The 12,439-nt window shown below is 67.4% G+C and carries 8 protein-coding genes and 1 tRNA gene; 6 read left to right on the top strand and 3 right to left on the bottom strand.

The genetic code is table 11. The features are described 5' to 3' along the window. Positions 1-2: 2 nt before the first annotated feature. Together NFC73_RS17985 and NFC73_RS17980 are read right to left on the bottom strand one after the other, a co-directional pair. Positions 3-1,067: an ABC transporter substrate-binding protein gene (locus NFC73_RS17985; protein WP_254752428.1), complete on the bottom strand. Its 1,065-nt coding sequence runs from the start codon at positions 1,065-1,067 to the stop codon at positions 3-5. A gap of 445 nt (positions 1,068-1,512) precedes the next feature. Then, positions 1,513-3,537, bottom strand: a complete 2,025-nt coding sequence (locus NFC73_RS17980) for an FAD/NAD(P)-binding protein (RefSeq protein ID WP_254752426.1) — start codon at positions 3,535-3,537, stop codon at positions 1,513-1,515. A gap of 74 nt (positions 3,538-3,611) precedes the next feature. Here NFC73_RS17980 and NFC73_RS17975 point away from each other — a divergent pair, with 74 nt between their 5' ends. The 3 genes from NFC73_RS17975 to NFC73_RS17965 all read left to right on the top strand — a co-directional run bounded on the left by NFC73_RS17975 (position 3,612) and on the right by NFC73_RS17965 (position 7,787). Next, positions 3,612-5,867: a prolyl oligopeptidase family serine peptidase gene (locus tag NFC73_RS17975; protein ID WP_254752424.1), complete on the top strand. Its 2,256-nt coding sequence runs from the start codon at positions 3,612-3,614 to the stop codon at positions 5,865-5,867. A gap of 135 nt (positions 5,868-6,002) precedes the next feature. Continuing rightward, positions 6,003-6,090 (top strand) — tRNA-Ser (locus tag NFC73_RS17970). 215 nt (positions 6,091-6,305) lie between these two features. Beyond that, positions 6,306-7,787 carry an MFS transporter gene (locus NFC73_RS17965; RefSeq protein WP_254752422.1) on the top strand — a complete coding sequence of 494 codons (1,482 nt, stop codon included), beginning with the start codon at positions 6,306-6,308 and terminating at the stop codon, positions 7,785-7,787. Here the strand turns inward: NFC73_RS17965 and NFC73_RS17960 are convergent. Continuing rightward, positions 7,711-9,891: a RecQ family ATP-dependent DNA helicase gene (locus NFC73_RS17960; protein ID WP_254752420.1), complete on the bottom strand. Its 2,181-nt coding sequence runs from the start codon at positions 9,889-9,891 to the stop codon at positions 7,711-7,713. The genes NFC73_RS17965 and NFC73_RS17960 overlap by 77 nt on opposite strands. 96 nt (positions 9,892-9,987) lie before the next feature. Here NFC73_RS17960 and NFC73_RS17955 point away from each other — a divergent pair, with 96 nt between their 5' ends. The 3 genes from NFC73_RS17955 to NFC73_RS17945 are packed head-to-tail and all read left to right on the top strand — an operon-like array spanning position 9,988 to position 12,369. Next, positions 9,988-11,406: a phosphomannomutase/phosphoglucomutase gene (locus NFC73_RS17955; RefSeq protein ID WP_254752418.1), complete on the top strand. Its 1,419-nt coding sequence runs from the start codon at positions 9,988-9,990 to the stop codon at positions 11,404-11,406. Further along, positions 11,393-11,899, top strand: a complete 507-nt coding sequence (locus NFC73_RS17950; RefSeq protein WP_254752416.1) for a hypothetical protein — start codon at positions 11,393-11,395, stop codon at positions 11,897-11,899. Before NFC73_RS17955 ends, NFC73_RS17950 begins: the two co-directional genes overlap by 14 nt. Positions 11,900-11,919: 20 nt before the next feature. After that, positions 11,920-12,369, top strand: a complete 450-nt coding sequence (locus NFC73_RS17945) for an RrF2 family transcriptional regulator (protein ID WP_104173963.1) — start codon at positions 11,920-11,922, stop codon at positions 12,367-12,369. Positions 12,370-12,439: the final 70 nt, after the last annotated feature.

The raw sequence follows: 12,439 nt of genomic DNA, 5'->3' as shown, positions 1-12,439 counted from the left end.
TTCTATCCTTTCGAGGTTGCGGACGGTGCTGGCGTTTCCAGCAGATTGAACTCATTCGTGTAGAGCTTCTCGGTGTCCAGGTCGCCGGTGATGATTCCGGCGGACGTCAGGTAGTCGGCCCATCGGGTGAAGTCCTGGTCCTGGAGCCGGCCGCCCGGCGACGCCACTCCCACGCTCTTCCAGTACTTCAGCGTCTCCGTGCTCTCGTTGCGGCCGCGCTTGGCGATGATTTCCTCGAATTTGGCGATCACCTGTTCCCGCGGCGTGGTGCGCTCCCACTCGATGGCCTTGGCAATTCCGGTAACCACAGTGCGGCTGGTTTCCGGGTTCTTGGCCAGGAAGTCCTTGCGGAGGACGTACTGGCCGGCGTCGAACGGTCCGCCGATCACCCCGACGTCGGTGAACAGGGCCCGTACGCCGCCTTCGGCGAGCGCCCGGTCCTGGAGCACGCCGCCGAGCGTGCCGACGTCGACCTGCTTCTTGCGGAGTGCCACTTCGGTTTCGTTCGGCGGCACCACCACCAGCTGGACCTGCTTGATCTCCTCCGGCGTCAGTCCGCTGTTCTTCAGGTGGGTGTTGATGATCGCTTCGTGGTGGGCGCCCAGGGTGTTTACAGCGACCTTTTTGCCGATCAGGTCCCGGGCTGTCCTGATGGGGCTGCCCTCTTCCACGTAGTAGCCGGTGAACGTCTCCTTGTCCTCGCCGTAGTAGTTGATGACGGCCTGGACGGGCGCGCCGGCTTCGATGAGCTTGATGACGGCCCCGGTGAACGCTCCCCCGATGTCGGTCTGGTCCGTGGCCACGGACTGGATGCTCTGCGGCCCGCTGGTGGTGTTGCTGACCCACTCGAGCTTGACGTCGCCCAGGAAGCCGAGGTCCTCCGCCACTTCCACCAGGGACACGTTGTTGGGCGAACCCTGGTACCGGATGGTCTTCACTTCGGCGCCGCCGCCGCTGCCTCCGGACTGCGCTGTCGCTGCGCCGCCACAGCCCGTCAGCACCAGCGACAGCGACAGGGCTACGGCGACGGCGGCCGCAGGGCCTGCAGTCTTCCTTGCAGCAGGCACTGCAGCCCTGCCTGCAGCGGGGGCGGTTCGTGCGGATGGCTTTCGGAATCTCATGGCTGGATCTTTCTGCGCTGGAGGTGTGGAACCGGTGATGCGGGTCCGGCCGGCTGGCTTGTGGCAACCACTAGAACAGAGATGCAGGGGCGGCAAAAGTGCGGCATTCACGCGAGGAAACCGCAGGTCACGGGCGTCCATGGGGCGTAGTACGGGGCAATCCGGACGCATGAGGCAACGCAGCGTCATCCGCCACAAGAGGGCGCAACAATGCGCCTGGGATCGTCCGGGACCGGGGGTGCGCGAAGTCATCAAGCGCAACGCCAGGACACGGCGGCTCAACATTTCCGAGTTTTTGTCCACATAATCGGCGTTGCCGAACGCTCAGGGGCGTTTACCTGGACAAAACTCAGGGGACGCGAGGCCGAATATTTCGCTGCGGCCGGGATCCTCAGTATCCGAGGATCGCCTGCGCAATTTCGTCGGCGTCGCGGAGCGTCCGCTGCCCGCTGGCGTACGTGGGGCCGCCCGGCTGGAGCGCTTCGGCGGCGATGGCCGTCCCCCACTGGGTGGCCGAGAGTTGCAGGCCCAGCACATACAGACCGTCCGTGACCGAGCCGTTGGCCGCCACCGGCCGGTACGGATGCGGCGAAACGTCCAGCCCCGAGGCCTGCACCGGCGCACCTTCCGCCGTCATCATCAGCCGGGGCCGCACCATCCCGTCCGCGAGGAGCTGTTCCAGCAGCGGTGAATCGTTCGCAGACACGCGGTTGGCCGGCGCGAGGGCCTCCACCATGGTCTTCGCCGCCACCGGCGGACCGTTCACCCAGGGCGAGACGGCGGTAAAGCGGCCTGACCGGCGGTCCACGCTGAACCGGGGATCCGGCCCCACAAAGCTGACCACGCCGGCGCGCGCAAGGGCAGCCAGCTGTTCGGAGCGCAGCGCAGGCGGTCCGCTGGCCAGGCCCTCCACAAACGATTCGAACCAGCCACGCAGGCCGGCCACCCAGGACTCATCGGTGATGCCGCCGTCGGCCACTGCCGTTTTCAGCACGGCACGCCCGTGATGCAGCGCGCCGATGGCCATCTTCACCGGATCCTCCTCGCCCAGTGCGGAGCGGCGGGCGTCATCGAGCAGGTACTCGACGACGGCGGCATCCAGTTCGGCGCGCGATCCGAAGGACCTGCCCGCCAGGGGAGACGCGAGGCCCGGCAGATCGAGCCGGTGCCGCGGCCCGACGTGCACTGCAAGGACGCTCTCGACAGCGGCCTCCCAGTTGGCGGCGCTGTGGGCATGGGGCCGCAGCGCATCCTCCAGCGCGGCCAGGAACTCAGACGCATCGGGGACGGCCGCCGGCTGCGAGCGCACCAGGGTGGAGTAGTAGGCCCAGAGGGTGTCGCGGTGCAACAGGGGCCAGAGATCGTGCTCGAAACCCGGGCGGATCCCGGTGGCCGCGAACCGCTCCAGCGCGGCCTCGGTCAGGTACCGCAGCGTGACCGACGCCGGGTAGTAGCCGGCCAGCGCGGCTTTGGCTCGGTATGGGGTGCCGCGGCGGGAGGCTGCAATGATCAGGGGCTCCTGGCCGGAAGGCTGATACTCGAGCCGGGTTCCTGCATCGATGAACTTTCCGCCGCGGCCCTCCGTGAGCTGGCCCATCGCGTCGAAGAAGTTCAGCCCCATGCCCCGGACCAGGACCGGTTCACCGGCCGGAACCGCGGCCCAGTCGACATCCGCCGGGACGGCCGGCGGGAAGTAGCTCAGGCCCAGCTGAGCGGCCGCTGCCTGGAGTTCCCGCTGTTCCGGGTTCAGCCGGGACGCCAGGTGCCCCAGGGCGAGGACCACGGAATCGACCGTGAGGGAACCGCCGCCGGCGAGTCCGACGTCGAACGTTCCGGTACTAAGGGTTGTCCCGCCTGGGGTGCCGTCCCCTTGAGAACCGTCCCCCGGGGCGCCGTCCCCTGGCGTCCCCGCTGTTCCGTCGCGCGACGGGCGCACCGACACGGCCGTCGTTTCGTGGAAATTGACGGTGACGCCGTCGGGCAGTTTTGCCGTCAGCTCGTCCATCGTGCAGCGCAGGTAGCGGCCGTACAGCGCCCGGCTGGGGAAGTCCCGCGATCCCAAGGCAGCCAGTTCGGACCGCTCGTCCAGCGTCAGGGCCGGCATCGGCTCACGCTGCTGCCGGGCCCGCCAGCGGTCGAACGTGGTGCCCGCGACGGGCGGCGCCAGCCGGGGGTCTTCCGGGATGACCGTGGGATAAAAGGACTGGGTGTTCATGAGGTACAGCCGGGACTGGCCGGGCTGCCACACGTGCCCCGGACCCGCCGGATAGGGGTCGATGACGTCGATATGGAGGGATGCCGGGCCGGAGTGGGCAGCGGCGTACGCGGCGGCGTGTGCGAGCAAACGCTCCAGCACACTCGTTCCCCGCGGTCCGGCGCCGATGATGGCGGCCCGGATGCTCTTCGATTTACCCAAGCATCCAGAGTATCGGCATGAGCCCAAGGCACTTGACTTGCTTGCGGCGCGAAAATGTTGTTTGGATGGGGCGCATGACCACCACTGCAGCTGATCAAGCGCCCGGTTCATCGCCCGCCCCCGAACCCACTGATGAGAACGTCTGGCTGGAGGAGATCTACGGCGAGGCACCGCTGGCCTGGGTCCGCGAGCAGAACGCCCGCACCGAGGACCTTTTGGAGGACGCCGATTACGCAGGCCTGGAAGGAAGCATCCTGGAAGTGCTGGACTCCACGGACCGGATCGCCATGGTGGGCAAGCGCGGCGAGTGGTACTACAACTTCTGGAAGGACCAGGCGAACCCGAAGGGGCTGTGGCGCCGCACCACCTGGGAAAGCTACCTGACGGACTCCCCTGACTGGGATGTCCTGCTGGACGTGGATGCCCTCGCCGCCGCCGAAGGTGAGGAGTGGGTTTTCCACGGTGCCACGTTCCTGCGCCCCGCCGCGGGAGAGCCGTACCGCCTCGCGCTGCTGGCGCTCTCCCCCGACGGCGGCGACGCCAACCGCTACCGCGAGTTCGACGTCGGTACCCGCACCTTTGTTGACCCGGCCGACGGCGGCTTCGACCTGCCGACGGCGAAGGGGAACGTCTCATGGCTGGACGCGGACACGCTGCTGGTCGCCTCCACGGCCGGGGACCTGCCGCGGACCGCCTCCTCGTATGCCCGGACGGCTGTCACCCTGCGGCGTGGCGAGGCCCTCTCCGCGGCTGCCCGCCTTTTTGAGGTGCCGGAGGACCACATGATGGCCGTGGTGGCGCACGACTCGACCCCCGGTTTTGAGCGCACGTTCGCCGTGGACTACATCGATTTCTACAACCGCAGCACGTTCATCCGCTGGGACGACGCATGGCTCGAGATCGACGCGCCGACGGACGTGAACCTCAGCGCGCACCGCGAATGGCTCCTGTTCCGGCCGCAGCAGGCCTGGTCCGTTGAGGGCAACACGTACCCCGCCGGGTCCCTGTTGGCCGCGAAGTTCGAGGACTACCTTGCGGGGGCACGGGATCTCCTGGTGCTGTTTGCGCCGGATGCGCACACGTCGCTGCAGTCGTGGAGCTGGACGCGGAATTTCCTGCTGCTGAACCTGCTGCGGGACGTCTCGTCCGAAATCCGGGTGCTGGATCCCTCTGTTCCCGGCGTCGCGGCCGACGGGGGCGCGTCCGACGGCGGCGCCTGGGCTTCGTCGCTGCTGGATGCCTGCCCGCCGCTGCACGACGTCAACGCCTACGCGGTGGACGATGAAGATGAAGGACCGTCCGACGGCGGCGCGGGCGACGACTTCTGGCTGGTCGCCACCGGATTCACCACCCCCAGCACACTGATGCGCGGAAGCCTCACGCGGGATCCTGCCGGGACCGCTGGTTCCCGCGGGGGCGTTGCCGGGACGGCCGGCGTGGTGAGCAGCCATGCGGCAGTCAAGGCGTCGCCGTCGTTCTTTAATGACGGCCAGTACGAGGTGCAGCAGCACTTCGCCGTCTCCGCAGACGGCACCCGGGTCCCCTACTTCCAGGTGGCCTCGCGGGACCTTGTGCTGGACGGGCAGAACCCCACGCAGCTCTCCGGCTACGGCGGCTTCGAAGTCTCCCGGACCCCTGCGTACAGCGGAACCGTCGGCAGGGCTTGGCTCGAGCGCAGGACCGCCACCTCCGGCGGGCCCGGCGAGGCGGCGCACTCCCGCGGCGGCGTCTATGTTGTGGCCAACATCCGCGGCGGCGGCGAATACGGGCCGTCCTGGCACCGGGCCGCGCTCAAGGAAAACCGGCACCGCGCCTTCGAGGACTTTGCCGCCGTGGCCCAGCACCTCGTCCACCGTGGCGTCACCTCCCGGGAGCGGCTTGGCTGCGTGGGCGGGTCCAACGGCGGGCTGCTGGTTGGCAACATGCTCACCACCTACCCGGAACTTTTCGGGGCCATCTCCTGCGGCGTTCCGCTGCTGGACATGAGGCGCTACACGAAACTCTCCGCCGGGCACTCCTGGATCGCCGAATACGGCGACCCGGACGTGGCGGCTGAATGGGAGTACATCAAGACCTTCTCCCCGTACCACCTGCTCAAGGACGGCGTGGAGTACCCCGAAACATTCATCTGGACGGCCACGTCGGACGACAGGGTGGGACCGGTCCAGGCCCGCAAGATGGCCGCCCGGATGCAGGCGATGGGCATCCCGAATCTCTGGTTCCACGAAGCGCTGGAAGGCGGCCACGCCGGAGCTTCGGACAACCGGCAGGCCGCCGCGCTGCAGGCCCGCAGCCAGCACTTCCTATGGCGGACACTGGCAGGCGGTTGAGCGTGGGGCACTGTTCCTGGGCCCGGCGCGAGGCATACCGTGAGGCAAGGCGCCAAGGCTGAGACAAGCGCTCACGGGCCGTTTTGCACTGCGTGCCCCGTTCTGCGTATCCTTGGTGGGCTAGTAATAGCCATTGGAGACGTGCCAGAGCGGCCGAATGGGCTTCACTGCTAATGAAGTGTGGGGCACAACTCCACCGGGGGTTCAAATCCCCCCGTCTCCGCGTTTGGCCCCGGTCCTGGACCGGGGCCTTTTGCGTTCGCTGGGGAAGTGCTTTGAGCCCACCAAACCCAATCTAGGTCGCAGCAGATGTCGTTATGAGCGCTCATAACGACATCTGCTGCGACCTACATGGGCGGGGTCCGGGTGGGCTGGGCTGGCGGTCCGGCGTGCGGACGCCGGAGGCTTCTCCCGGGGCGGCGGTGGCAGGATGGTGGAATGGCAGTTAGCAATTCCCGGGGCGGGGAAACCAGCACAAGCCAGGCGTGGAATCCACGCCTGGCGCTACTGGTGGCTGCCACGTTCTTTATGGAGTTCCTGGACGGCACTATCCTCACCACCGCCATCCCCAACATCGCCGGCGACTTTGGCGTTCCAGCCGCCGACGTCAACATCACCATGACGGCCTACCTCATGACCGTGGCCATGGGAATCCCGCTCAGCGGCTGGCTTGCCGAACGCGTGGGGGCCCGCAAGGTATTCTGCTTCGCGATTGCCCTGTTCACACTCGCCTCGTTGGCCTGCGCCGTCAGCCCTGACCTGACCGTGCTGACTCTGAGCCGGATCCTGCAAGGCGCCGGTGGGGCCATGATGGTTCCGGTCGGAACACTCCTGGTTCTGCGCGGCACACCCAAATCGGAGCTCCTGCGCGCCACGGCCTTCCTGGTGTGGCCCGCACTGCTGGCGCCCGTACTGGCACCGCTGGTGGGCGGCGCCTTGACCACCTACCTGTCGTGGCACTGGATCTTCCTCATCAACCTGCCGTTGGGCGCGGCCGCCTTCATCGCGGCACTCAGTCTGGTACCAGCCGGCACCGGAGACAGGACACGCCGGCTCGACTGGCTGGGCCTGCTCCTCACCACCACCGGCGTAGGTGCCCTGGTGGTGGGCCTGGAACTGGCCACCGCCCACCCCGACGGGCCATGGGCAGCTATCGGCGCGGTTGCAGGGGTATGCGCCCTCGCGGCCGCCGTGCTGTGGATGAGGCGGGCCAAGAACCCTCTGTTCGATCTCAGTGTTTTTTCCACCCGCACCTTCCGGGCCATGGCCACCGGCGGGTTCGTCTACCGCCTGACCATCAGTTCGGTGCCGTTCCTCCTGCCCCTGATGTTCCAGACCGGTTTCGGCTGGTCACCGCTGCACGCCGGAATCATGGTGGCGGCCGTGTTCATCGGCAACATCGGCATCAAGCCGGCCACCACCCCCCTGATCCGACGTTTTGGTTTCCGGGCCATGCTGGTCTTCGGCTCCCTGGCATCGGCGGTGAGCTTCGCACTGTGCGCCCTGCTCACTCCGGAAACGCCTCAGGCCCTGATCTTCGCCCTGCTGGTGTGCAGCGGGGCCTTCCGCTCCATCGGCTTCTCCGCCTACGCGTCGGTGCAGTACGCGGACATTGCACCCTTCCAGCTGACCTCGGCCAACTCCGTGTCGGCGACCCTGGTGCAGCTCGCCGCGGGCGCCGGCATCGCTGTTGGCGCCCTGCTGATCCGGGTTTTCGACGGCGTGGCGGCCTTCCCCGCAGATCACGCTGGCCCCTTCCGCGGGGCTTTCCTCACCATGGCCGTCCTGATGCTCTTCAGTACGGCGGACAGCCTGTCACTGCACCGGCACGCCGGCGCAGAGGTCAGCCGGCCTGGGCAAGCACGAGCGGAAGGACAGCCCCCGCCCCCGCCTGGCGCAGGGCGCGTCCAGCCACGGTAACGGTCCATCTGCTGTCCACGAGGTCGTCGATCAGCATCACGCCCTGCCCGCGAAGTGTTGCCATGGCGGCCTCCAGCTCCGGGCCCACCTTCACGCGGTCCCAAACACCGGCCAACCGGTACGCGCTGTTGCCGCCACGGCTTCCGGTGGGTCCGCCGTGGCCCAGGTCCAGCTCGCCGAGGTAAGGGATCCTGCCGATTTCCGAAATTCCCTGGGCAAGGGAGCGGACCAGTTCAGGCTTGCTGCGGGACGGCATGCTGACGATCGCGGCCGGCCGTCCTGCACCGCTCCAGCCCGGGTTCCGGCCGTCACCGGTAGCCCATTCCCGCAGGACCTGGACACAGGCCTGGAGCATGGCAGGATCCACCGGACGGTCTGCGGCGCCGGCCGCAAAGAGTTCCCGCAGCGCCCCGCCCCAGCCGAGATCGGTAAGCCTGGCCAGCACGCGGCCGTCCGCCAGTCCTTCGTCAGGCTTGATCTTGCCCTTGACCGGAACGCCCAGGCGGTCCATGCCGCTGGGCCACTGCAGCCGTGCCTCCAGGACACCGCCGGCGCGGGTGAGGGTCTGACCCGCCGCTGCCGTGGCGTCCTCGGCGATGTCGGCCCGGAACCAGCGGCCCGCGCAGTTATCGCACTTCCCGCAGGCGTGCGCCGTCTCGTCATCGAGGACCGAGGTGATGTATTCCATCCGGCACCCGGCGGTGTCCTGGTAGATCACCATGGAGTCCTGCTCGTCCACCCTGGCCTCGGCGATCCGGCGGTAACGCTCGGCATCGTAGATCCAGGGCTGGCCGGTGGAACGCCACCCGCCGCCGACACGTTCCACGGCGCCATCCACGGCCAGGACCTTCAACAGCAGCTCCAGCGGGGTACGGCGGAGATCAACCCGGGCCTCCAACGCCACCGTTGACACGGCCGTGCCGGCTTCAGCCAACGCAGTCAGCACCGCTGTGGCTTTCTCCTCGGACGGCATGGAGGCGGTGGCGAAGTACTGCCAGATATCCCGGTCTTCAGAACCCGGCAGCAACAGCACATCCGCGTTCGCCGCGCCACGACCCGCGCGGCCCACCTGCTGGTAGTACGCCACCGGGGAGGACGGTGCCCCGAGGTGGACGACGAAGCCAAGGTCCGGCTTGTCGAAGCCCATACCGAGCGCCGAGGTGGCCACCAGCGCCTTGACCTGGTTGTCCTTGAGCATCTGCTCTGCGCGCTCACGGTCCGCGGGATCGGTCCTGCCGGTGTAGGCCTGCACTGTGTGCCCGGCTTCGGCGAGAAGCCGGGCGGTGTCCTCCGCGGCGGAGACGGTCAGCGTGTAGATGATGCCGCTGCCGGGCAGATCGGCAAGGTGCGTCAGGAGCCAGCCCAGCCGTTCGCGGGAATTCGGGAGGGTCAGAACACCCAGGCGCAGGGAATCCCGGCCAAGGGTTCCGCGGATGGTGAGGACGCCCGCGCCCAGCTGTTCCTCGATGTCGTGGACCACGCGCGAGTTGGCCGTAGCGGTGGTGGCCAGGACCGGAACGGACTCCGGCAGCTGGGTGATCAGGTCAGCGATCCGGCGGTAGTCCGGCCGGAAGTCGTGGCCCCAGTCCGAAATGCAGTGTGCCTCGTCAATCACCAGCAGGCCTGTCCGCCGGATGAGCTCCGGCAGCTGGTTCTCGCGGAAGGACGGGTTGGTGAGCCGTTCCGGCGAAACCAGCAGCACGTCGACTTCATCGGCGGCGAGCTGTTCCCGGACGGTGTCCCAGTCCAGCTGGTTCGCCGAGTTGATGGCCACGGCACGCACTCCGGCGCGGGCGGCGGCAGCCACCTGGTCCCGCATCAGGGCGAGCAGCGGCGAAACGATCAGGGTGGGGCCGGCGCCGCGGCGCCGGAGCAGCAGGGACGCCACAAAGTACACGGCCGATTTTCCCCAACCGGTGCGCTGGACCACCAAAGCCCTCCGGCCGCCGTCGACCAGTGCTTCAATGGCCTCAAACTGTCCGTCGTGGAAATCCGCCGCAGGATGCCCCACAAGTTCGCGGAGAACCTCCAGTGCCTGGCTTTTTGTGTCGGACGGCAAGCCAGGGGAAACGGAAAGAAGGGCGGCGTTCTGGGTATCGACCATTGATTCAGTATCCCAGCCCCCACCGACACCCAAAAAGCCGGGACGGCCGTATGTGGACAACCGTGAACGTCCGCGGCTCCACGTAAGATAAAACCCGTGACTAGCGAACAGACAAAGACTTTTGACCTCTCGGCATCTTTCAAGGCCTACGACGTCCGGGGCATCGTGGGTGAATCCATCACCGCTGAAATCGTCGAAGCCGTGGGCGCCGCGTTTGTTGATGTCCTGGAACTGGAGGGCCAGACGATCCTGGTAGGGGGCGACATGCGTCCCTCCTCCCCCGAGTTTGCCAAGGCTTTCGCTGACGGCGCAGCCACCCGCGGCGCCGACGTGAAGCTCCTTGACCTGATCTCCACCGATGAGCTCTACTTCGCCTGTGGCTCCCTCAACGCCGCCGGCGCCACGTTCACCGCCAGCCACAACCCTGCCGAATACAACGGCATCAAGATGTCGAAGGCCGGCGCGCAGCCCATCTCCTCCGAATCCGGCCTCAAAGAGATCCAGGCACTGGCCGAGAAGTACCTCAACGAAGGATCCATCCCGGTGGCCCCCGCCCGCGGCCTGATCGGCGTCCACGACGTCCTGAAGGACTACTCCGAGTACCTCCGCCAGCTTGTGGACCTCTCCGGATCCCGGCCACTCAAGGTAGTTGTGGACGCAGGCAACGGCATGGCCGGCCTCACCACACCGGCGGTGCTGGGCAACGCCCTCCTGCCCAAGCTGCCGTTCGAGATCATCCCCCTGTACTTCGAGCTGGATGGCTCCTTCCCGAACCACCCGGCCAACCCCCTCGAGCCGGAAAACCTCCGCGACCTGCAGGCCGCCGTCATTGAGCACGGCGCCGATATCGGACTGGCCTTCGACGGCGACGCCGACCGCTGCTTCGTCATAGACGAAAAGGGCGAGCCCGTCTCGCCGTCGGCCATCACCGGCATGGTGGCCCGGCGCGAAATCGCCCGCGCCCAGGCGCAGGGCGAAGCCACGCCCACCGTCATCCACAACCTGCTCACCTCCCGTGCGGTGCCGGAATTGGTAGAGCACGACGGCGGCCGCGCCGTCCGCACCCGCGTGGGCCACTCCTTCATCAAGGCAGTCATGGCTGAGGAAGGTGCCGTGTTCGGCGGCGAGCACTCTGCCCACTTCTACTTCCGCGACTTCTGGAACGCAGACACCGGGATGCTTGCGGCGATGCACGTGCTTGCAGCCCTCGGCGAGCAGGACGGTCCGCTGTCCGAGCTCGGCCGCGAGTACGAGCCGTATGTCTCCTCCGGTGAGATCAACTCGGAAATCGAGGACAAGGCCGGAGCCGTGGAGCGCGTCCGCACCGACTTTGCCGCCGAGGACATCACCGTGGACACCATGGACGGCAGCACCTTCACGGCAAATGACGGCAGCTTCTGGTTCAACCTGCGCCCGTCCAACACGGAGCCCTTCCTCCGCCTGAACGTGGAAGCAACTGACCGGGCCACGATGGAACGTGTCCGCGACCGCGTGCTCTCCAATGTCCGGCGCTAAGCCGGAAGTGGCCCGCGAAGCCACGGACGGCCCGGCCGCGGCTTCGTGGCGGGATTCCGTTCCGGAGGCCTCGGCCACCGACCTGGAAAACCTGCTGGGCACGGGCGTCGGCGCAGCCCAGGAGCAGCTCGAGCGAAACGGTGGCTTCCTGCCGTTCGCACTGGTGGTCGAGAACGACGGCGAAGTCCGGCTGGTGGCTGTCACGCCGGCTGATGCCGAGGAAGGCTCCGACGGGGACTTCGACGCGGACACGATGATCAGCGACCTCACCGAACTGCTCCGGCAGAACCGTGCTGACTTCCGGGCGGCCGCAATTGTCTGCGACATCCTCTTGGTCGAGGAAGAAACAGATGCCATCCATGTAGCGGCTGAACACCGCGACGGATCCGTTTTCGCCGCGGTCCTCCCCTACGCCGCCAACACCGGGACGCACGAATGGGAGTTTGGCCAGCTCGCCGCTGACACCAGCGAACCCACCGTCTGGGTGGACTAGACCTCCACTGGGTTGATGACATGAAGATCAATGCCTTCGCGGATGTGAGCCTGCGGGCCATGATGGTGCTGTCCGCAGCCCCTGACGGCAACCTGCTGACCACGCAGAGCATCGCCGACGCCGTGGGCACCCCGTACAACCACGTCAGCAAGGCCATGGCAAAGCTCCGTGAACTTGGCGTGATCGACGTCGAACGCGGCCGCAACGGCGGCTCCAGGCTCAACGACGCCGGACGCAAGGCCACCGTGGGCCAGTTGCTGCGGCTCCTGAACACCCGGGTGGATCCGGCGGACTGCCATTCATTGAACGGCGACTGCCCACTCATCAACGAATGCCGGCTTCGCGGCGCCCTCTCGCGCGCCCGGGAAGCCTTTTACCGGGAACTCGACGACATCGTGGTGTCCACCCTTCCCGGATCCCGCCAGATGGCGCCCGTGTTCCAGGCGATCGGGCTCCGCCCGGGGCTCTGACTCCCGGCTCCCCTGCAGCCCGGGCATTTCCGGATCCGTAGTCCCCAATTTTGATATCTCTTCTACGAAG

The organism is Pseudarthrobacter humi (assembly GCF_024294965.1).
Lineage (GTDB): Bacteria > Actinomycetota > Actinomycetes > Actinomycetales > Micrococcaceae > Arthrobacter > Arthrobacter humi.
This window is presented reverse-complemented; position numbering and strand designations above follow the sequence as displayed.

Coding starts and splice junctions, on each gene's coding strand:
- NFC73_RS17975 (WP_254752424.1), top strand. CDS start 3,612: ATGACCACCACTGCAGCTGATCAAGCGCCCGGTTCATCGCCCGCCCCC.
- NFC73_RS17965 (WP_254752422.1), top strand. CDS start 6,306: ATGGCAGTTAGCAATTCCCGGGGCGGGGAAACCAGCACAAGCCAGGCG.
- NFC73_RS17960 (WP_254752420.1), bottom strand. CDS start 9,891: ATGGTCGATACCCAGAACGCCGCCCTTCTTTCCGTTTCCCCTGGCTTG.
- NFC73_RS17950 (WP_254752416.1), top strand. CDS start 11,393: ATGTCCGGCGCTAAGCCGGAAGTGGCCCGCGAAGCCACGGACGGCCCG.
- NFC73_RS17945 (WP_104173963.1), top strand. CDS start 11,920: ATGAAGATCAATGCCTTCGCGGATGTGAGCCTGCGGGCCATGATGGTG.